At 37.1% G+C, this 22,166-nt stretch carries 21 protein-coding genes; all 21 read right to left on the bottom strand.

The window, feature by feature from the left end; translation table 11 throughout:
• Positions 1–2: 2 nt before the first annotated feature.
• Entirely contained in the window at positions 3–470 is a 468-nt protein-coding gene (locus Q3C15_RS06320; protein ID WP_283600906.1) for a DUF805 domain-containing protein, read from the bottom strand.
• Positions 463–783: a DUF4176 domain-containing protein gene (locus Q3C15_RS06315; protein WP_283600907.1), complete on the bottom strand. Its 321-nt coding sequence runs from the start codon at positions 781–783 to the stop codon at positions 463–465. Before Q3C15_RS06315 ends, Q3C15_RS06320 begins: the two co-directional genes overlap by 8 nt.
• 10 nt (positions 784–793) lie before the next feature.
• Positions 794–1,141 (bottom strand): DUF4176 domain-containing protein, encoded by a 348-nt coding sequence (locus Q3C15_RS06310; protein WP_283602257.1) that lies wholly within the window; start codon positions 1,139–1,141, stop codon positions 794–796.
• Positions 1,135–1,467, bottom strand: a complete 333-nt coding sequence (locus Q3C15_RS06305) for a DUF4176 domain-containing protein (RefSeq protein WP_283600909.1) — start codon at positions 1,465–1,467, stop codon at positions 1,135–1,137. Before Q3C15_RS06305 ends, Q3C15_RS06310 begins: the two co-directional genes overlap by 7 nt.
• Positions 1,454–2,005: a hypothetical protein gene (locus Q3C15_RS06300; protein ID WP_283600910.1), complete on the bottom strand. Its 552-nt coding sequence runs from the start codon at positions 2,003–2,005 to the stop codon at positions 1,454–1,456. Before Q3C15_RS06300 ends, Q3C15_RS06305 begins: the two co-directional genes overlap by 14 nt.
• Positions 1,995–3,188 (bottom strand): hypothetical protein, encoded by a 1,194-nt coding sequence (locus tag Q3C15_RS06295; protein ID WP_302704675.1) that lies wholly within the window; start codon positions 3,186–3,188, stop codon positions 1,995–1,997. The genes Q3C15_RS06300 and Q3C15_RS06295 overlap by 11 nt, the downstream gene beginning before the upstream one ends.
• Positions 3,188–3,538 carry a hypothetical protein gene (locus Q3C15_RS06290; RefSeq protein WP_283600912.1) on the bottom strand — a complete coding sequence of 117 codons (351 nt, stop codon included), beginning with the start codon at positions 3,536–3,538 and terminating at the stop codon, positions 3,188–3,190. Before Q3C15_RS06290 ends, Q3C15_RS06295 begins: the two co-directional genes overlap by 1 nt.
• Positions 3,539–3,556: 18 nt before the next feature.
• Complete coding sequence (locus tag Q3C15_RS06285) at positions 3,557–3,835, bottom strand: TIGR04197 family type VII secretion effector (RefSeq protein ID WP_302704674.1); 279 nt, start codon at positions 3,833–3,835, stop codon at positions 3,557–3,559.
• Between the two features lie 14 nt (positions 3,836–3,849).
• Positions 3,850–8,010: a type VII secretion protein EssC gene (gene essC / locus Q3C15_RS06280; protein WP_302704673.1), complete on the bottom strand. Its 4,161-nt coding sequence runs from the start codon at positions 8,008–8,010 to the stop codon at positions 3,850–3,852.
• Between the two features lie 19 nt (positions 8,011–8,029).
• Positions 8,030–9,256 (bottom strand): type VII secretion protein EssB, encoded by a 1,227-nt coding sequence (essB, locus tag Q3C15_RS06275; protein WP_302704672.1) that lies wholly within the window; start codon positions 9,254–9,256, stop codon positions 8,030–8,032.
• Entirely contained in the window at positions 9,249–9,482 is a 234-nt protein-coding gene (locus Q3C15_RS06270; RefSeq protein WP_302704683.1) for an EsaB/YukD family protein, read from the bottom strand. The genes essB and Q3C15_RS06270 overlap by 8 nt, the downstream gene beginning before the upstream one ends.
• Positions 9,454–9,951 (bottom strand): hypothetical protein, encoded by a 498-nt coding sequence (locus Q3C15_RS06265; RefSeq protein ID WP_283600931.1) that lies wholly within the window; start codon positions 9,949–9,951, stop codon positions 9,454–9,456. The genes Q3C15_RS06270 and Q3C15_RS06265 overlap by 29 nt, the downstream gene beginning before the upstream one ends.
• Entirely contained in the window at positions 9,932–13,201 is a 3,270-nt protein-coding gene (gene esaA / locus Q3C15_RS06260; protein ID WP_302704671.1) for a type VII secretion protein EsaA, read from the bottom strand. The genes Q3C15_RS06265 and esaA overlap by 20 nt, the downstream gene beginning before the upstream one ends.
• Before the next feature lie 95 nt (positions 13,202–13,296).
• Positions 13,297–13,590, bottom strand: a complete 294-nt coding sequence (locus Q3C15_RS06255) for a WXG100 family type VII secretion target (RefSeq protein ID WP_283600933.1) — start codon at positions 13,588–13,590, stop codon at positions 13,297–13,299.
• 564 nt (positions 13,591–14,154) lie between these two features.
• Positions 14,155–15,942 carry an alpha amylase N-terminal ig-like domain-containing protein gene (locus tag Q3C15_RS06250; RefSeq protein WP_302704670.1) on the bottom strand — a complete coding sequence of 596 codons (1,788 nt, stop codon included), beginning with the start codon at positions 15,940–15,942 and terminating at the stop codon, positions 14,155–14,157.
• A gap of 17 nt (positions 15,943–15,959) precedes the next feature.
• Positions 15,960–17,525 (bottom strand): bifunctional UDP-sugar hydrolase/5'-nucleotidase, encoded by a 1,566-nt coding sequence (locus Q3C15_RS06245; protein ID WP_278852419.1) that lies wholly within the window; start codon positions 17,523–17,525, stop codon positions 15,960–15,962.
• Positions 17,526–17,801: 276 nt separating this feature from the next.
• On the bottom strand, positions 17,802–18,587 hold the full coding sequence (gene phnE / locus Q3C15_RS06240; RefSeq protein ID WP_302704669.1) for a phosphonate ABC transporter, permease protein PhnE: 786 nt from the start codon (positions 18,585–18,587) through the stop codon (positions 17,802–17,804).
• Positions 18,588–19,376: a phosphonate ABC transporter, permease protein PhnE gene (gene phnE / locus Q3C15_RS06235; RefSeq protein WP_283580449.1), complete on the bottom strand. Its 789-nt coding sequence runs from the start codon at positions 19,374–19,376 to the stop codon at positions 18,588–18,590.
• Entirely contained in the window at positions 19,369–20,133 is a 765-nt protein-coding gene (gene phnC / locus Q3C15_RS06230; RefSeq protein WP_057827030.1) for a phosphonate ABC transporter ATP-binding protein, read from the bottom strand. Before phnC ends, phnE (Q3C15_RS06235) begins: the two co-directional genes overlap by 8 nt.
• A 22-nt stretch (positions 20,134–20,155) precedes the next feature.
• Positions 20,156–21,082, bottom strand: coding sequence for a phosphate/phosphite/phosphonate ABC transporter substrate-binding protein (locus Q3C15_RS06225; protein ID WP_302704668.1), 927 nt, complete (start codon positions 21,080–21,082; stop codon positions 20,156–20,158).
• A gap of 268 nt (positions 21,083–21,350) precedes the next feature.
• Positions 21,351–22,166 carry a glycoside hydrolase family 2 TIM barrel-domain containing protein gene (locus Q3C15_RS06220; RefSeq protein ID WP_302704667.1) on the bottom strand — a complete coding sequence of 272 codons (816 nt, stop codon included), beginning with the start codon at positions 22,164–22,166 and terminating at the stop codon, positions 21,351–21,353.

Below are 22,166 nucleotides of genomic sequence, written 5' to 3'. Positions count from 1 at the left end.
GATTACATCTCCTTCGAAGAATTACTAAACTTCCCGGTTGGCATGCATCCAAGAATTGCAAATATAATAATTAGGATGATACCTGCAAATGAAACAAATGGAACAACTAATGAAGCCAATAATAATATAATATAAATTGCAATAAGTGCTGTTATAACGCCTTCCTTTAATCCTGCATCGCGAAGACGGCGTGCAAGGACTGATAATATCGGAATAAATAATACTAAATGAATGATACCTGTAATAAAAATCATTGTCTTATCTAATCCGATACTATATAAGACGTGCATATTGTATGATTTTACAATTGAATTAATAATGTTCCATACAAAATTAATAATGAAATAATCTAACATTGCCCACCAAAATCCAGCACGAGCTGATGTTCCTTTAAAGTCAACATACCCTTTCCAAAAATCCTTCCATGCTTGTCCAAATGTTACTTTTCCTGATTCGTTAACCTTATTCATTTTCTTCTCCTTCCAACTCTTTAACATTAAAATGTTTGCCACGAAAATTTTTCTTACCATTTTCAATGCTTATTTGAATTTGATCTTCATTTTCATCTGTAAGACCGTAAAAATTTACTTCCTTTATATCCTCATCATTAAAATAAAAATTCGATTTCATTTCTCCTTGAGGAAACAGACATCCACCATAGTCAAAATATCCAACTTCGTTATTTATTTCTAAAATTGGTACTCGATTTGTTATTAGAATTTTTTGACCATCTTCACTATTTTTCAATGAAACTACTGAGCCCAATGGTAAATATTGTTGCATGGTTCACACCTCATTTCTTTAAAAGATCTAATAACCTTGTAAGTGGGTCTTTATTTTTTTCATTGTTTTTGAGTTTCTTCCAGGGCATCATTTTTTCACGATTTTTAAGTTCTTGTTTTAATTTGTCTAACTTTTCAGAAGTATATCCTTTAAAAATAATTTCTTCTATATCCTCATTATTAAAATGAAAAATATTTTCTCCCTTTCCGTTAGGATATAAAACAGCGCCATAATCAAAGTACCCGTTTCCTATTTTTCTTGTATATAACGGCAGATACTCCGTGATCATATATTTTGAATCTCTCGCATCTTTTAAAGTAACGATAGTTCCAATTGGTAAATATTCTTTTTCTACCACTGATCAATTACTCCTTCTAACTCACTAAGTGAGATTTTTTGAATGTTGTTGTCTTTATATTCTCCTTTCAATTTATTAAAATAATCAACTTCATCTGAGACTCTATATCCTTCAAAAAAGACTTGCTGAATATCTTCAGAATTAAAATATATTTCTATATCTTCTATTTGCCCATCTGGATAAACAACGCCACTATATTCTACAAAGCGTTTAAGATGATTCGACTTTACATACTTATCAGTAATCATTACCCAAATATCATTTTTAGCTTTTTTTAATTTAACGACTGATCCTAAGGGGAATAAGGACATATTATTCATCTCCATTTTTTGAAATCTTCTTATATATTTTCCTTTCTTTAAAATATTCTGGAATGCTTGTAATAAATAAATCTTCCAAAAAATATACGCCAATGGTTCTTCCACCACTTGGCGGACATCCTATTAATCCAATTAAAAATATTATTACAGCCAATTCCATACACATTTCTTTAAAAAAATTTTTTCTATAAATCTTAATAGCCTCAGCATTCGATAATGATAAATATTGAAAATTATTTTCTTCATTGTCGCGAATACATCTAACTACAAATGTAATGATTCTATCAAGAATAGGTATTAAAATTAACAATGATAATCTTATTTTGGAAGAAAAAATAGCATCATATGGATCACCATATTGACTTACGAATTTATCATAAATAGAGCCTAAAATTACCATTCCTACATACCCTAAACTCCTCCACTGTCTATTACGTCCAGTTACAAAATTATTATTTTGACAGTCATAATAAATCCATTCGCTTTTTCCGTCGCTTAGCTTATGCGTAGTAAATCGTCTAAATCTTATATTTTTAATAAACATATTTTTTCACCGCATTATTAAAATTATTTTTCAATTTATCAGCTTCAGAGGTAATTTCTGTAGAAGCTATCCCTGGAAATCCTCCTAATTTTTCATCTGCTTTGCTTCCAATTAAAGAACCTCCTTCATCAATTACAGTATCTCCAATAGCTGCTGTAGCGGCTTGTTTATCCGTTTCACCTTTCATCTTATTTTCCATATAATTTGCTTTAAATGTTGTATATACCGTAAATTCTGTATAACCTGGAATAGCTTTTATAGCATCTCCAGCTGCAATACTCCCTGCCTCTTTTAAAACATTTCCAATTTCTCCTAATTTCTTTCCTTTTTTTAGTTGTGATGTTCCTGTTCTTGAATGAGTAATTCCTCCCGCTTCCATACATTTACTCATTCCTTTAGATCTCTTCTTTTTTCCCTCAGTGGTGAATGCATCGCCTGCTGTATTTAATCCCCATGCAATTACACTCGTTACCTTATTTCCAATTGGATCTTCCCAAAATTCATTATCCTTTCTTTGCTTGCTATGCATATATTGAGAATACCACTCACTATTTACATCTTTTGTCCAACCTGTATCCTTGCACTGAAATATTCCTTTTCCTTGATATCCTTTTGACATCGAATGAATTGCACAACTAATCTGCCTTAGCTGGACTTTTTCCCCTTCCATTTGAAAGCCACTTAAGTATGAAGCTGAGGTTGAATTATATTGGAGTAATTTACTTTTAATTTCTTCATACTTTTGAGCCTGATCTGTTAAAACGTCCATTTGTTTGTTATTATTCTTAATTTGATCTTTATCTTTAGAAGCATCTAATCCTTCATTATTGCTAGCTATTTTTGCTTTTTGACTATTTATTTTTTCTATAAGATCATTTAATTCTTTTTCACTCCAATCCTTACTATCAACTTCTGATGCATAATTATCTGCAATTTTAGCCAAATCTTCAGCTAAACTATTTCCCGTTAATAAGACAGACTTTACAGCGGGAATTACTACCGAATTCATATAACGTCGAGCTGAACTATACGCCTTTCCCCTAAAATGAGTATCATCATTAAATGAATCAATATAGTGCATGACCTCTTGATAGCTTTCGTTTAAATTTGATACTGCTGTCTTTAAGCTCGATGCTTGTTTTTTTGAATCTGATTGTTTCATACAAATACCCTTATCAGCCATTATTCATTACCTTCCTTCTTTATCTCTAAATATTTTTTACGATTTTCTTCTTGTGACTCACTATTCTTTTTCAAATCTTTTAATTTGTCGTTTAACTTTTGGTCTAACCTAGTTAACGTCTTATTATCGTTTTGCTTTATAATTTCTCCGATTTCATAAATTTTATTTTGAATTCTGCTTCCTGAACTAGCTTCATATAATTCTTTTTGCAAAGTTCTATTTTGAGATGTCATTTCTCTTTGTGAATCAATATTTCTTCTCAAGCGCTTAATGTCTTCTCTTAATGTATCTTCCTCTTCTTCAAGATCCTTTTTTCTTCGAAAATATTCCTCTTCGTTAAATTCTGTCATTTACTTAACCTTTCTAATTTATTGGATTAAACCTGACATACCATTAGCTGTCGCATTATCAGTATCTTCAAAATATTGCGCCGCTTTATTTAAATTACTTACTACATTTTTCAACTCTTCATTAAAAGATGAAATTGCGCTTTTATATGCATCAATACACTCTGATGCTTTAGTATTTCCTTGCAAATTAGTCTCTGTATCTTTCTTAACACTTAATTTATTCTGTGGAATAGATGAACTTATCCCACTTATATATTGCTGTAATTCTACAGAATCACTTTGTATTTGATTATCCATAATATTCGCTCCCTTTAATTAAAATATTTAACTTTAATGAACTGCCGATCCAATTCTGCCCAGGCATCTCCAATTTCTGGATCAATTTCATTTTGATCATAATTAGCTTGGACAATATTTTGATCTTGTTTCCGCATTGTTAATACCATTGACTTGATGTACTTTTTATACAATCGAGCTACGCCTGTTATATCACTCGACATAAATGTACTATCTAGTCCCATTACTAAGGCAATTTTTACTTCAGTACTCATATGTAGAATCTTTTCCAATTCTGAATTATTCATATTGGTCTTTTCAATAAATTTCGCCATATCAGTGATATAAACATAAAGCCATGGCATATCTTCTTCTAAATTATTCAAACGATAGTCAATATTTTCTAAAATAGTCTTCTTTACACTTTGTAGCTCATCGTCAGAAGAAAATGTATCATCAAAGCCACTTAATGATCCATCTGAATCAATCAAAAGACTAGTTGAATTTTCTGATAGTTTAATAAATGTTTGTCCTACCACTTTCTTCAACGGATTAAATCTCTTCGTCTGATTTCCCATCAACAACAAGTTTCCATGTTCTTCCGGATCATACACAACTGCTTCAACATCTTCGTAGTCCAATCCAATTGGTAATTTTTGATTTGCCAATGCTTCTTCGACATCTTTCCGATTGAAGAATTCATCTGCTGGCAATTCGTCCTTCATCATTGGAATTGGTGCTGGTAAGCTGCCAACCCAGTCTTCATTGATTTGATCAACTTCATTCCGTAAGTTACTGATAATTTCAACATCATCTTGACCTTTAATCGGTAACGCTGTTTGGAATAAGCGAACTTCATCTAACATGATTAATCCTCGACCAGGCGTATCATCAATACTTAATCTGGTCTTTCCTAACAATTGATATAAATCATCATCACTATTTTGCTTCAATGCGATCCGCCGTTTGATATTATTCAACAATGTTGAATGCATGGCCCGCACTGATGACGCACTCGCAATTAAGTGAATCCCCAAGCTGTTCCCATCACGTGTCATCTTAACCATTGTATTCAAGAACTGTTCGCCATACTTGGTATCGTTGATCCCATCGAAGTTATCGATCACGACCATTACTTCCGGAATGATTTCACCGGTCATTTGTTGATACATTTCAATGTTTGCCACTGAATGCTTACCTAACATGGCCTGGCGTTCCTTCATTAAGCGGTTGATGCGCTTAATGAATTTGCGAATCTTTTCGTCTTCGCCTAAGCCAATTAAGTCAGCAACATGCGGCAAGTTCCGTAATGGCATTAACCCATTTGTGCCGAAATCAAGTAAGTAGAAGTTAACTTCGCCCGGCGTATTCTTCCGTGCTAATTCCATGATCACCGTTTGTAAGAACGTTGACTTTCCATAACCTGCGGCTGAATATAATCCGATATTGCCATCTTCGCCAATATTAATTTCCACTGGCCGTTGGTCTTGTTCACTTGGCACATCAACTTGCCCAATTGTAACCGTCAAATCTTTCTGATCTTCCTTAAAGACTAATTTTCGTAATTCAGATACAAAAATTCGCTCTCTTAATGGCGGCAACCATGGTTGAGCTAATGGCTTCGCGCCACTTTCTTCAAACAGATCATGCACCTTATTGACAACTGCCTCCAACTGCGTTGGCACTTTTTCCACATGACCAGTTTCATCAAGTCCGCTGAGGTCTTGACTGATGACTTGTTGTTGCCCCATCTTATTGATTTTCTTAATCAAGAAGCTTTGCTTTGTGTCATCCTCGTCTGGGCGGTAATCAGCACCACTATATGCGCTTTGGAACAGTTCGTATAGCTCGTTATTCCCGACTTCAAGGTATGCCCGTCCGGGTAATGTAATACTTGCGGCATCCGGGGTCTTCAAGACTTCCATTGAATCTTCACGATCTGAAACCTTTAATGAAATCTTGAAGTTTGAGTTTGACCAGATTTGATCGTTAACGACCCCCGCTGGTTTCTGCGTTGCCAAAATCAAATGAACCCCTAAAGAACGTCCAATCCGGGCGGTTGAGATCAACTCATCCATGAAATCTGGTTGTTCGGACTTCAATTCCGCAAATTCATCAGAAATCATGAATAAGTGTGGCATTGGTTCTTCTGCTTTCCCTTCCTTAAAGAGCTTTTGGTAAGCATTGATGTGGTTAACGTTATATTTTGCAAACAAACGTTGACGTTTCTTCAATTCAGCATTGATTGATTCCAATGCCCGCATACTTTGAGCTTTATCCAAGTTGGTGATCGTTCCAACTAAGTGTGGTAAATCTTTGAACAAGTTCGCCATTCCCCCACCTTTGTAGTCGATCAATAGGAACGCCACATCGTATGGGTGGAAGTTAACGGCTAAACTCAAAATATAACTTTGAATTAACTCAGATTTACCTGAACCAGTTGTTCCGGCAATCAATCCGTGCGGCCCATGAGCCCGTTCGTGCAAGTTTAAATCAACGATTTCATCCGGACCACTAACGCCTAACGGGACTGCTAAAGTCTTATATGGCGAGTGTTCATTCCACCGTTGGGTAATATTCAAATCTTCAACTGTTTTAACGCCGTACATCTGCATAAAGGTCAATTTTTCTGGAACTGAACTCTTCAATGTTTCTAAGTGATTCAAGCTCGCTAATTGGCGGGACATTAATTCCTTATTCTCATTGTCTAAGTGATCTAACTTAAATTGTTTTTGGAGTAACTTTCCTTGTTCCATGACCAATTCACCAGTATGACGGTCGCGAATATCAATAACGGTCTTAATGTTTTCAGGAAGACTACTCATAACGTCCTTAACATAAACCAAACTCAACCCGAGTTTTTCAGGTTCTGCCCCTAAGATTTCCATGATGGCGTGATCAAGAATTAAACGTTCATCTTCAACGATCAATACATACCGTGGCGCAAACTTCATCTTCTTTTGCTCATTTTCACTTGTTTGATTCAACTCATTCTGGCGATCTTTCAAAATCTGATTTAAGTAATTCATGATTGTATCGCGGCTTTTAGCGTCAAAAACAAACCCAGTCATTTTTAATTCCGGTAAATTAAATTGTTTTAACCATCGCAGCCATGACCATTTATCATAATCGTCTTCATTAAAGACCGCGATAAAACGAACATCATGATAACTTTGAAATGTTGCTAACTGACACAACATCCATTGTAACTGTTCGACCACTAAATCTTTCGGACCCACGTAACCAACCGGTTGATGCATTAAATCCGTTGTAATTGGCATGTTGTTTAATGTTTGCTTATTATTAACTAGCCGGTAAGCCTGTTCCATTAATGGATCATCAAGGTCGATCGAACTGCTACCACTGTTATTAATTTCGGCTGAACTTTCAGCTGTTCCCAATCCTAAACGGTATGTTAAGAAATCAAAATCATCGGCCTTCTTTTCATAAATTCGTGAATCATATTGACCAACCATTTTAAAAATTTCATTTGGTGATGGGTAATGATAAAAAGCATTTCCCCGTTGATCTTTTTGGACTTGGTAAATTTGCTTTTCCTTATCTTCAAAGTATTCTGTATATTTTTCTTTACGCGCCTTAACATCATGTTTATACTGTTTTTTATTTTTAAAGAATTCAATAACTGCCATCACAACCGTAACTGAAGTTGTGGCCAATGACATTAACATAAAAAGGGCATTTGCCCGAATTAATGCCATTACAATACTGACTCCGACCATTACCAATGGCGGAAGGATTGTTTTTAGTAATCCTTGATTATTTTTCTGAATCGGAGCAGGCGGATTTTCAACCGTAATTTTATCTTTGGGTGCTCGCTTAATAATCCGTGGTGAGCGATGATAATCCGGGTAATCCTTCGGTAAAACATGAGCTGATTTTTTAATTCTTGTTAGGGAAGTTTCAATTTGCCCTTCAAGAACATGCAACTCATCATTAAACAATTTCAAAGTTGTTTGCCCCAACTGAATAATTGATCCTTCAACCAACTTAATTTCTTTTTCTTCTGGATAGAAGTAATTAACAATTACGTCACCATCTAAAATATGTAAATTCCAACTGTCTTTTAAATCTTTCTTTGTTAAAAGCAACTTGACTGGTTCTTCAACCTGAATATCAGCACCAGGCTGATTTGTAATATACAATTCTTTTGAAGTAAAGAAATCATAGAGTTCCATTCGTCACTTTCCTCCGTTTTTATTGTCCTGGGTTAGGGGTTACTTGCTGTTGATCATTATTAATCGTTGAATTTGAATTTTTATTTAAACTCTTACTATACTTACTGTATTGGCTTTGTAAGCTTTCCAACTGTTGTTCCCGTTTGGTAGGGCTAAGCTTTTTGTTGGTTTTTACACTGTCCATCTTTTCAAGCAACGCATACATAATTAAATTCGAGTCCTGTAATTGCTTAGCAGTTGCCAACGCATCATCTAATTGGCCCCGACCATCCATAATCCAAAAGTTTAAATAATTTGTGTTTGATTGCAACGTAATATTTTTCATAATATTATTCCGCTGTGTCGTATCAAATCCTTTTCCTTGAACGTATGCATAAGCTAATTCATATTTCTGAGTTTTCCCGAGTTTCGACAATTTAACATGTTGTAAATCATTAATCGTCTTGTCATATTTTTGAGCAAGAAAATCCGTATTGGCATTTAAACATGAAGTATCAGTTGGGACCTTATTAATTAATAGGTATCCTAATGGAATTAACGTTAAAATTAACGCGATTCCAAACCACAATGCTAATTGTTTAAAAAGGAAAAATTTCTTTCGCGGAACCTTAACAACTGATTTTTTCTCTTCTTGGGCATATTGTTCATATGTTCTCTTCAAGAAATCCTGCATTGCCGTTAAGTCATCGATTGCCAATATATCCTGTAAAAATCGACTTTCTTTAGCAATTTCTGGTAACAATCCATTATACAGATCATCAAATGAATGCTTGGTAAATAAGTAACCTGCTAAACATTTAACTTGCCGTAAAAATTCTTCATCACTCGGTTGACTCCCGGGCATTAAACCAACAATCCCCCGGTAGATTAATTTTGGATTTCCATTATAGTCAAGGTAAATATTTTGCGGATGAATAAAAGTTGTTAACTTGCCATCTTCTAAAATCTTTTTAACAGGCATTAAATTCAACAATAACTTTAATTTCTGACTGGTTGTTTGATTTTTGACTTCATTTGCAAAATATCCAACCGGTAACGCGCTTTTTAAGTTTACAAAGTCTTCCTGCCAATCAAGGGTAACGCTTAAAAATAAATCATTTTTTAATTGTAATAACAACAAATCATCTGAATTCTGCGTTGTTACATCTGCCCGACTAATCTTTTGAATTAATTGCAAGCTTTGTTGATTGTATTCATATTGATATTGTTGATGATTGAATTCATACTTCACACTTTGACTATTCATGTAGATCCTCCATTACCTTTAAAACATCACCTGTTGTAATTTTTAATTCAGCCAACGTTTGATTACTTCGTAATACCATATTCTTAGTTAAAACCAAAACTGTATACGGTCGTTCTGCCAACCCATATATTTCTTTCAGTTGGTCGATTAATTGCTCCAACCTAATTTCAGACGAAACACTAATATCCTCTCGAATATTACCCGGCAATTCGACGGTGATTTGCACTTCGTTGTCCACGTTTTTCACTCCTTAACATTCTCCATGTAATTAACAGTCCAATTAAAATTCCTAATCCAGCAACCATCCAATAACTAAAATGAAACTGCTTTTTAGTCTGTGACTGTTGGGTATAATCATAGTTTGGTTTCTGAGCCTTTACATGCTTAATAAATACATTTTTAGTCGTATACGGATCTGGTTCTTTTCGCTCCTTTTGAAATACTTGAACTCGTCCCTGTTTTTCAAGTTTTTGACGTTGTTTTCCAAGATCGCCGACTTGATCAGTTTGAAAGAGTTGTTGATTATCATTGCGAGTTTGCTGTTTTCCATTCTGTCCAATTTGATTTAATGGTAAATTTAAATTTTGATTAGTATAATGGTTCCGCTCAACCTGGCCAGCAACAATGGAGTTTCCTCCTAATAAAAATACTCCAATCACAATCCCTAAAAAGAAGTTAAACCATTGCTTCTTCATGAAGAACCTCCTGATTTCGTTCCGGTACAAATAAAATCACTAAACTTGCAGCAATCATCAATACTCCCATTACCACTAAGCCTAAAATGGCATTTGTCGTATTGAACATCGCAACACTTAACAATTGATTTCCAACCAGTCCTAAAACGTTCAAATGTTGCAAAATTACATTCTTTAAGAATTGAGTTTGGTTAAAGACATAGTTTAGTAAAGAAGCAATAATTAAACCTGTCCCCCAAATCTTTGCGTAATGCATTAAACAATAAAATACAAGCGTCAAGGTCATACTGAGGAAAATAAAGCTTAAGTTCCATAATAATCGATTAGAATCAATGATTGGGAATTGTTTAGCTGCAATTGGAGCCAAAATAACTCCGCTCAGCAAGCTTGCAATCCCAAGGAAGATCAGTTTCCGTGCATGAATGTTTAATTTGGTCTGCTTCTTTGAGAAATATTTTCCACTTTGGAAATATTTCATATTCTCAACTGCATAAGCAATAAACCATGCTAAAATTGCAAGAACGATTGTCCACATTCCCATGTTATATGACTGAGTTCGTTCAGAAACAACTTCATTTCCAGCACCACCGACTGGATTTGTAATAAAGTTCAGTAACTTTTGATTAGGAACTCCATTCTTATAGGCAGCATTTAACACATTAATGAATGACTGTGCAAAATCGCCGCTCTTCGCTAATTCATTTCGGAATGTCTTTTGTAAATTCATCGATTTACCATTCAAACTCTTTCCGCTATTTTGAATTGAACCCAATGAACTATTCAAACCTGTTAACTCTTGATAAATCCCATCAAAAGCCCCATTGTCTTGAGAAGCATCTTTATTCGTACTATCGGCTTGGTCACTTAAATCAGATAGATCACTCGTATCTGATGAACCACTATCTGTACCCATTTTTTGAGCCATTTGATTTAATTTATCTTGTGCTTGCTGTAACTTTTGAATTTGACTTTGTGCATTCTGCAAAGTTTGCTTTGAATTAGCCCCTACGGCAGCTAATTCTTTTTCGTAATTAGCTTTTTCCTGAGCCAATTTTGCACTATCTTGATCGAGGATCGTCATTAAATTAGAATTGTCTTTCTCATTTTGATCATTTGCCTGTTTTACTAACCCGCTTAACACATCGCTTAATTTTTCGTTCATCAACTTCTGGATTGGTTGATCTTTCAACAAGTTAGCACGGGCTTGTGCCATTTTGGCAGCGTCATCGTACTCAGCGAGCCATTTACCCGTTAATTTAGCCATTTCGGCTTTTGAAGATAATTTGTTTTCATTCATAGCCGCTAAATTAAACGAAATCGAAAAGCTTCGATCTTTATCATTCGAAATATTTTGTGTTTGGAAAGTTGTTTTCGGTTGATTTTCTGTCTTTGCAGCCGCATTATTTGCTTGATTTTGATTATTATTCTGATTTTGTTGTTGCGAGTTACTCTGACTTGTCTGGCTTACCTGGTTTTGATTTTTATTTTGATCTTGTTTCTGAGGTTCAACTGTTTCAACAACTTGTTGTGTTGTTTGATTTGATATTGTAACCTTTTGAGGTGCATCCTCCTTATGATTATATGTAACTGTTACTGTTGAATCCTCATTTTTCAAATCAACTGGTCTATAACGTAATTCCAACGTTATCTCTGAAGCGTCTCCTGGCGAAACCCGATATTTATTATTTTCAATCTTCTGAGCTACTAAGTTAACGACCGTTACCTTATTTGGAACGGTTACTTCAAATTGATCCTGACTAACATTCTTTAAATTGTTTAATACAATTTTTTGAGTTTGTGGCTCAGTATTATTTTCATTTTCTTTTTTAGCTAACTTATCATATAAATCGTTAAAACTTGAAACTTCATCCCGATTTCCATTAAATTTCGGATCCGCACCTTCATCTTTTAGTTGGCGATTATAGTAGTTAATACTATCAATATTATTTTTAATTTGCTTATATTCTTCACTACTTAAGACGTCTTTTGCTTGATCTGAAATTTTATTATTGAATGGTAATGGTTCATATAAATCGTTTAAATCATCAGCTTTACTTAAATTCATTAATTGATCATACAAATTCTTATCATTGTTTTGTAAATATTCACCTAAAGTCGTTGTGCTTTCATTTGCTTGGCTGCTTTGACTTGAAGAACTTTGCTTTATTGGGTTTGTAACTGATGTATCTGGCGACTTTTGATGATCAATTTCATTCTTAACCTCATCTGGATCAAGCTGTCCATTCGTACTTTGTAGGGCTTTTTTAATTGTATTAATTTCTTCTTCATATCCCTTACTATATGCCTCAAAGTCTTTTTGTAACTGACTTGCAGCATCATTTTTAGAGTCCCCGATTCCTTGATTTAACTGCTTATTCTGATTATTTAAAGCATTAATTTCTTGAGGAATTTGATCATCAGTCGATTCAGAAGTTTGCATCATCGACTTTGCCAATTCAGCCTTATTTTGGTTATTTTTAGCTTGCTGCTGCATAATCTTAGTAAGGTTGTCCTTCTCACTTTTAGCCTGGGCGGCTTCAGAAAGGGCAGCTGCTTGATTAGCCTGCTTTTGCGCTTGTTGATATGCTTGACTCTCGCTTAGTAATGATTTAGTTCCCTCTTGTAAATCTGGGAATCCTTGACTTAGATTTGAGATTGGCTCTGCTAGACCGTTACGATATATTGCAGCTAACGTTCCCTGACGTGCATAAATTCCTGCTACTTTATTTTGTGCGTCAAACAAATTGCTCATAATTCCTAAATCATAAATCGAAACTAATTTTCTATTCAGTCCTTGAATAATATCATCAGCTTCACCATGACAACGTGACTTCATTGCTTGACTTTTAGCATTAATCTTATATTGGATATTTAACTTTTGCGGGTTAGGATTATCAACATCAACAATTTTGGCAGAAAAGTCAGTTGGAATAAAAATTGCTAATTGATAACTATTATTCTTTAATCCACTTTCTGCAACTCCACGTGGAACAACATCCATTGAAACATTTTTGGGAAGCTTCAATCCGTTCAAGTAACTCTTGGCTAAAAGGTATTTTTTGCCACGATAAGTTGTCCCGTTATCTTCATTAACAACTGCCATGTTTAACGTCGGGATATGTCCTGAAGCTGAGTTCAATTTCTTTTGAATAAAGTTTTGACTTCCAAAGAAAATTAAAACTAACAATAATAAAACACTCAAAAGAGCTAAAACAATATTTCGCACATTATGATTTTTAGTTTTTTTCAATGTTTTCCTCCGATTCTTAATATCCAGTAACAACTTATTCCTTTTATATAAAAAAGCCATCAGCCAGGATAACTGATGGCTTTCAAACCACAAATTTAATTAAATTGTGACGCAATTTGTTGGTCTGTATCTTGCATTGCTTGTGCTGATCTGTTTAATTTGTCGCCAATTTCATCAAGTAATTGTGCAAATTGATCGACTTTTGGTTTTAATTGCTTAAATTCAGCATCAAATTGATCAAAGCCTCGACCTTGCCATTCTTGTTCAATTGTGGCTTCTAAACTATTTAAACTATTTGATAAGTTTGTAATTTCTGATGAACTTTGCTTATAGCGAGATGCATATGTATGCATCTCTTCAGGGGTCATCATAATCTTTCCAGCAGCCATATTACTTACTCCTTTCGTTTAAATAAATTTGTAACCTTAACTATACGATCACAAAAAGCAATATTATCAATTTTTCTTCATAATTTCAACTTAATTTTTTCATAAATTGTATCATTTAGTCCATCTTAGAATACATAAGTCTTGATCGCCCCCCCCCCCATTTAAAATTTTTTAAATTTTATAAAAGCTGATATTTCAACGATTTTCCATCCACTCTCTTAGACAAAAAGAACGCCTAAATATAATATTAAGATTCCGTTAAATTTTAAAAATATACTCTAAGTAACATGATTTTAAATGATCGATACTAATTTATAGTGCTTTTATTAAAGCTTCAGACAAAATTATAGATATTTAGAAGACTCCTGTCTTCAAGATTAAAAAATTCGATAGCATATATTCATATAAGTTTTATGGTCTTTTTATAAGAATTAATTTAAGCGACTTGACAAAGTCGCCTATTTTTAACCCCAATTTATCATTATTTAAAACAAAAAAGGTACTGAAAGAGAAGTTTAATCTCCATCAGTACCAAAGAGGATATAGCCGATTTTTATTATGTTTTTAAACTTTCAAAATCACAAATCCATTTTGAGCGATTTTATTTTCATCTTCCATTAAGTTCTGGCTCAAGACAACTTCGGAATTTTGCGGAATAACGACCTTCACACTTCCGTATCCAAAGTTAAACAAACAGAACAGTTTCTGACCGTCATATTCACGGGTCAACGTAAAGTACCGGTATTTATTGCTTAATTGACCCCATTCAAGGGTGCCGTCATTTAATAGATCAGCGTATTCCCGCCGCATTGCAATCGCTTTTTTCATAAATTGCAACATTGACGAGGATTGCCCTTCATCTTTCCATTTCATCGGGGCAAGATTCGTTGGAACGTCCTCGCCAGTTACTCCAACCTCAGTACCATACATGAACGATGGAATTCCAATTTGCATAAATGTAAATGCAATGATTGCCCGTGCCAGGTCTTCTTCGCCGTTGCACTCACTGATCAGCCGCGGGGTTACAAAACTTTCAACCTCGTTGATCAGCGTTTGGTTCGTATAAACGGTATTCTTCATTAAGGCATCATTGATTCGCGAAATCATCTCCGTAACGTTTAACTGATGGGTAACGAAGAAATCGTGCATGATCGTATAAAAGTCGACGTTATTCGCACTATCAATGTAGTCCTTGGCTAAATCACCGTTTGGTAAATATTGATATTGGCCCATCACAACAAAATCGGCCTTGATACTGTGCATTTGCTGGGTCATTAAATTCAAAAATGTTTGGTCGATCTCGTCAGCATTCAAAATTTCCCAGCCGTCAATATCAAACGTCTCGATCCAATACCGGGCAGTCTCCAGCAAATACTGCTGAACCGTCGGGCTTTGCAAGTTTAATTTCGGCATATGGATATTGCCGTCAATCGTTAAGTAATACTTATCCGGATCTTCATTTTCACTTGGAATCTGGACCGGGAATTGTCGAACCTTAAACCAGCTTGCAAACCGTGATTGTGCTCCGAACCGTTGAACGTCTTGCCACTGAAGCGACATGTCACTCATCCGGTCAAGCGGCAACTGTACCATTACGCGCATTCCGTGCTGATGAGCCTTTTGGACAAACTCGCGGAAAAGTTCCTTTGAACCAAACATGTAGCTCAAATCATAAAAATCGACCGGGTCGTTTTTCTGATTCGAATATGATGCAAAGATCGGTGAAAGCTTAATGCCGTTGATCCCGAGTTCATCAAGGTAATCAAGATGATCAATCACCCCTTGCAAATCACCGCCATAAAAGTTTGTCGCCGTTGATTTATCAAGATCCCACCGGGCTTTTTCAAGCGGTTCATTGTTTTCGTCGCCGTCAGCAAACCGATCAAGCATAATTTGATACCATACCGTGTGCTTCGTCCATTCAGGATTTGAATGCATTAAAAACATATTTTGATAATATGGGGTGTTAAACGGGGTTGCCTTTTCCAAAAAATCAGCCATGTAAAGACGGACGTTAACCGCATCATAAAGCAGTTCACCATCATGATCGCCAATCAAATGGAAAAGATATTGGGTCCGTTCCCGAACTTTAACCGGAATCGTGATCTCCCAGTAATCATACAAATCCGTCTTTAAGGTACATTGCATTGCTTCCACGTTTGGCCGGATGATTTCCATATCTTCACTGTCAGCTGCCAGTTTTTGTTGTTTAATGCGATCCAGTCTTCCGTAAATGATTTCAACCTGATGCACATCGGCATGTTTCGTTCGAAGCCGAATCCGAAACTGGTTTTTGCCCGCCAAGTAAGCCATTTCGCTTTCCGGGCGGTGATAAATTGCCGCCTTTTCCATAAACTAATTCCTCGCTTTTATTTCATAATAATTTTTAAGTTTGTTGGTTGAACTGCCTTGATTTCAGGATGTTTTTGCAAGTATGCGATGATCATCCGCGGCATTTCGTTTTCAACCTGTTTGACCATTTTATCCATACTATACATTGGATAATCACCGCCACCAACAGCCCGGTACTGGTTGATCGCAACGTTTAATTCATCGGTATCTTGGACATCTTTGTCATGATACTTCAATTCAGTTACCCGATGGCCTTGCGGTTGCCGTAAATCAAAGGTGTAATCAATTCCTGAATAGTAGTCGTAGTTATATAACTGCATCTTTGGATATGAAAAGTCCTTTGAAACGCTAAGCTTGCCATCCTCACCAACTTCAAAGAATGATGCACAGCGTTCCAACGCCGCCTTAAGATCCTTTCCAGTGATCTTTTCAACAACTAAAGTATTCGGGTAAACGTAGCTGTTCATGACATTTCGAATCGTAACTTCATGGCCTAATCCGGTAACTTCATCGTTAAACAAAGCTGTTCCGGCAATGTCAGCGCCCGTGGCATCCATTTCAACTTTATTGACCAGGTCAAGGTAAGCGTGACCGTGTAGCCGGGCTTGCATCGGATCATGGATCTCCATATCACCGTCGATCGTCGTCAAAGTTTGATCAAGCCAATCTTCAACATCATTGCGCCAATCAGCAGTCAGGGCATTCATCCACATTTCTTCATCGGCATCAGCCGTATCGATCAGTTCAGCCTTTGAACCAATGACTTGTTTTTGATCATTCAATTCAAGTGTAATGCAGCCAACCTTTTCGCCACGAAATCCTGGTTGAGTCGTTGGAATTCCATTGACCACTTCCGCAATTTGGCGGTGTTGGTGGCCAGTAACTAACGCATCGATCCCTGGGACTTCCGTCAATAATTGATAGCCTTCATTTTCGCCGGTCAAACTTTCAGTTGGTTCGCCAGTTGCTAAGTCACGTTCAAATCCGCCATGATATGCAACAACAACGATGTCAGCCTTTTTCCGCAGTTCAGGAACGTACTTTTGCGCAGCCTTTAATGCTGGTTCAAATTTCCAACCTTTAATATGATCAGGTTGTTCCCAATGCGGAATGTATTGCGTTGTCAGTCCGAGAACCCCGATTCTAACCCCGTTCTTTTCAATGATTTTATAAGGAGCATCGATAATATGGTAATCCGGTCCTTCTTGCATATTGGCATTTAAAATTGGATAATTCCGGTCTGCAAGCGTTGGGTTCAAATAGTCTGGGCCATAATTAAATTCGTGGTTGCCTAAAATTCCAACGTCTGCTTGAAGGTGATTGACCATCTTAACCAGATCAAGGTTATAGTGCTTTTCATCGCAAGTTTGATATGCATAATCCGTCATCGGCGAGCCTTCAACAAAGTCCCCGTCTTCAACGTATAATACGATATCCCCGTCTTGTTCTGCTTGGCGCCGAATCTTTTCAATAACTGCGCCTGCCTTTAAATACCCTAATCCATGATAGTCATTCCGACTTGTAAAATTCGTGGGATAAATATATCCGTGAACATCACTTGTTGATACGATCTTAATTTTCATGACGACACTCCTTCTCAAATTTTACTTATAATCTAATTTTACCCTTTTCGATCATTAAAAATAAAGTAAAGACATAAAAAAACAGTGATAACAAAATAAAGAGGCTGGACACATGTCCCGCCTCCTTATAATATCCGCATAATCGGGTTCCAAAACAAACGAGCTGCGACGCGAAGCTAGTGGAAGGACGCAAACCTCCGAATCTATGCTACGCGATTCGTTCGCTTTTCTGCTTCCACCACGCTCGTTTTGACTGTTTTGTCACACCTTCGATTTTTAACCAAGTTTTCTTCTCAAAGTTCCAGAAATCCAATCGATTACCGTAACCGTCACAACGATTCCCAAAAGGATGATGCCGACCCGGCTCCATGTCCGGGTTTGAATTGCGAACAACAATGGCGTCCCAATTCCGCCAGCGCCAACCATTCCTAAGATTGAAGCCGAACGAACCGCAATTTCAAACCGGTACAAAGTGTATGACAGGAACTGTGGCATAATATCCGGCAACGTTGCTAAGAAAAGCGCATCACTTTTCGTTCCGCCAACAGATAAAATTGCTTCTTCAGCCCCGTGATCCATGTTTTCCAATGATTCACTAAAGAGCTTTCCCAGCATCCCGATCGAGTGGATCGAAACGGCTAACACCCCGGCAAAGGCCCCTGGGCCAACCGCTTTGATGAACATGATCGCAAGCACGATTTCCGGAAATGTCCGGATAAATACCAGAATAAACTTTCCAATTTTTGACCGAACTTGAAGATGCTTTGATGACCGGGCGGCCAAGAAAGCGAACGGCACACTCAAGAACGCTGAAACAAATGTCCCAAGAAACGCAATCGCTAATGTTTGAATGATTAGTGATACTAAGTCTTCGCCGCTGCCGTTATAGACATAATGCCAATCCGGATGGCAAATTCCATTAAAGATTGATTTTGTAACTTCAACTGCTGATGATTGGATTCCAGACAAGTTCATTCCAAGAATTGCCCACACATACACTGCAATGATTAAAACCCCCCAGAATATCCAACCATATTTTTTATTTTTCGATGCTTTAACCATTTAATCCAATTTCTCCCGTAAATAATTACTTAATCCATCAATTACCAGAACAACAATTAACGTTGCAATGATAATAACCGCCGTTTGACTGTAATCAAAGGAATCCAATGACTGCTGCAACAGCATTCCGATCCCGCCGGCACCTAAATATCCTAAAACCGTTGATGCCCGCACGTTGATTTCAAACGTGTAAAGGAAGTAACTGATAAAGTTTTCAATTACCTGAGGCAAAACGGCAAACACGATAATCTGGAAATAATTGGCTCCGGCTGCTCGTAAAGCTTCGAGCTGGCCATTGTCAATCGTTTCGATCGATTCATAAAACAGCTTGGAAATCATCCCGAATGAGAAGATTGCCAATGTCCAAACCCCTGCGCTTGGCCCGATTCCAACGATTGCAACCATGATGGCTGCTAATAATAAATCAGGCAACGTCCGAACAAGGTTCAAGATAAAGCGAATTATTCCGCGGATCACTGGATTTTTAACCAGGTTACGCGCTGCAACGACTGAAAATGGCACTGCAACCAACGTCCCAATCGTTGTTCCGACGATCGCCATCTGCAACGTTTGGATTACAGGTTGAATCACGATTTGAACATATTTCCAATCCGGGTGCGCCATCTTCCCGATCAAACTGAAGAATTGACCAATATTACTGAAAAATTCTCCCCAATTAACTCCTGTTAACGCCGCTGAACCGCAGAGCAGGACGATAAACAAGACCGACCATGCAACGGACTTAAGATGGAACCGCTGCGCAAACGTTCTTTTCGGTACTTCATTCATTTTGCTTTGCCGCTCCTTCATAAATCGAATCAAAGTCTGCTTCTTGAACTTCTTCAATCGGCTTATCGTAAACTAACTGGCCTGCCCGCAAACCGACAATTCGATCAGCGTATTGCATTGCCAGTGGAACGGAGTGCAAGTTGACAATTACCGTAATTCCAAGTTTCCGGTTAAGTTCCTTCAATTCATCCATTACAGCTTTCGTTGTCAATGGGTCAAGCGAAGCAATCGGTTCGTCGGCTAACATGATTTTCGGGTCTTGCATCAATGCCCGTGCAATGGCAACCCGTTGTTGCTGACCACCAGAAAGTTCATCAGCCCGGGAATAGATCTTATCGGCCATTTTAACCTGTTTCAACGCATCAACTGCTTTTTGCTTATCTTCCTTTGAAAAAAGCCCCAGAACGGACTTCAGCGTTGAATAGTAGCCAACTCTTCCGGATAAAACATTGCGTTGGACGGATGACCGTTTTACCAAATTAAAGTTTTGGAAGATCATCCCGATTTTCCGTCGTAACTTCCGCAGTTCCTTTCCCTTGTAGTGAATGATCGACTTCCCCTCGATCAAAATATCGCCGTCCGTAACATCGTGCATCCGGTTGATCGTCCGTAACAACGTACTCTTACCAGCCCCTGATAACCCAACAACGACCACAAATTCACCTTTTTTAATTGTTAAATTAATGTTTTTCAGGCCAACAGTTCCACTGTCATACACCTTGCTGACATTTCGAATATCGATTAACGGTTCTTCCATAAAAAATGTTCAACCTTTCCAATTACTGATTGATCTTTTGAACGATCTTGTCATATTTCCGAACAGTATTAAAGTTGCTGTCCTTTGCTGGAACATATCCTTCGTGTTGGTAAACACTTGAAATAATTGCGTGGCCCTTCTTTGACTTAGCAATGTTTTGGAAAGCCTTGATCAATTTCTTTTGGAATGCCGGACTCATATCGCCGCGAACTGAAATTGTATCGTTTGGAATCTTTGGGGTCGTGTAAATTGGAACAACCTTTTGCATAACGTCTGGAGCGTCCTTCTTTACAAGATTCCGTGCGCCTTGGAAAATGAAGGCGGCATCGGTATTGCCGTTATAAACTGACATTACAGCTTGATCGTAACCCTTAACTTGAACGGTTTGGATGTGATCCTTGTTAATGTTGATCCCGTGTTCTTCCATGCAAGCAACTGGGGAGACCCAGCCTGAACTTGAAGTTGTATCTTGAACCGCGATCTTCTTGCCTTTCAAATCCTTAAGGTTCTTGATTTCGCTGCCTTTCCGAACAACGATTTGAGCCCGGTAGTAATTTACAAGTTGATTCGTTTGTTGATCATCAGGTTCCTTGTAACCAAACCGTTGAGCTTGTAAAAGAACCTTAACGCCATATTGTTTGTGGGCTTGAACGTAAGCATCTGGTGGCAAGAAACCAACATCAACCTTCTTCGAACCCATGGCTTCAACGATCGTATTGTAGTTCGTTGACACGGTAACCGTTACTGGAATGTGTAATTGTTGTTCCAATAACTTAGCAAGCGGTTTGACGCGCGCCGACATCTTTTGCGCATTTGATGATGGAACGAATTCCACGGTTAAATGCTTGGGAGTATAGTCGCCATCAGCGTGAACGCTTGAAGCGGCGGTCATCGTTATTAATCCTAAAATTGCAAGAAGTGAAAGCAAAACTTTCTTGATCTTCTTCATTTAAATCCCTCTTTTCTCAGTTTCGTCATTTTTATTATAGTAAAATGCAAATTATAAAAGCAATATCATTTTACATAGTTCGTTTTTAGTTGATAATATTCTTCAAAATAGAGAATTTTTCTTTTACATTTTTTAGGAAATTCCTGATTAATCGTTGCCGAAATATTAATTTTTTATAAAATCACGGATAATTGTCGCTATTTTTATGAGAAAAAGACGAGGTTGGATCTTCAATCACAACCTCGTCTTTAAATTTTAAATCTCTAAGCTATTTATTCTCCCAGCGTTTCTTTAAATCATATACGATTTGTTTGGGCTGCCGGTCGCGAGTAAAGACGCCCTTCTTATTACCGTTGACCCGGATCAATCCAGCCGGCGTTGCAAAGTCCGCAAAATTCCATAACAATTCACCGCAAACAAAATCACATTGATCAAAAACATCAAAGTTCATCTGGTAATAATCATGCTGGTATTCTTCCGAATATGGTTCCCGGTTAATTGAATGCATTCCGCTTAGCGTATCAGCCCCAAACTCTGTAAAGAGGATCGGTTTATCTGGGAATTTTTGATGCCATTTTTGAAGTTCAGTCATCAGGTCTGATTTGGCTTGACCTAAATCATTAAAATCGATGTACCAGCCGTAATACCGGTTTAATGCAATCACATCAAACAAGTCGCCCGTTAAATCAACGTCAACCGTTGCTGATGCAATTTTTGGTGCCACCAACGGAAGATGTTGCCAATCCAATTGCCGGGTGTAGTCGGTAATCTCCTTAAAGTATTCATGCACGCCTTCTTGCTGGCTTGCCGGTTCATTGGCAACCGACCACATAATAACTGATGGATGGTTCTGATCACGCGTGATCGTTTCTTGGATAACCTGTTTATGGGCATCCATTGTTTGCATTGTTTTCCAAGTATTCGCTGCTTTCTGCCCCATCATTGAAACCGAGAAGCCAGCATACAATCCGACTGCCGGGACTTCATCGATCACTAAAAAGCCGTCGCGATCTGCAAGCTGCATTTCTTCTTCGGAGTATGGATAGTGTGACGTCCGAAAAGCATTCGCATGCATCCATTTCAT

Source organism: Ligilactobacillus sp. 110_WCHN (assembly GCF_030518115.1).
In the GTDB taxonomy this organism is placed as follows: domain Bacteria; phylum Bacillota; class Bacilli; order Lactobacillales; family Lactobacillaceae; genus Ligilactobacillus; species Ligilactobacillus aviarius_C.
Note: the sequence above shows the minus strand (reverse complement) of the source record. Positions and strands in the feature narration are given on the sequence as shown.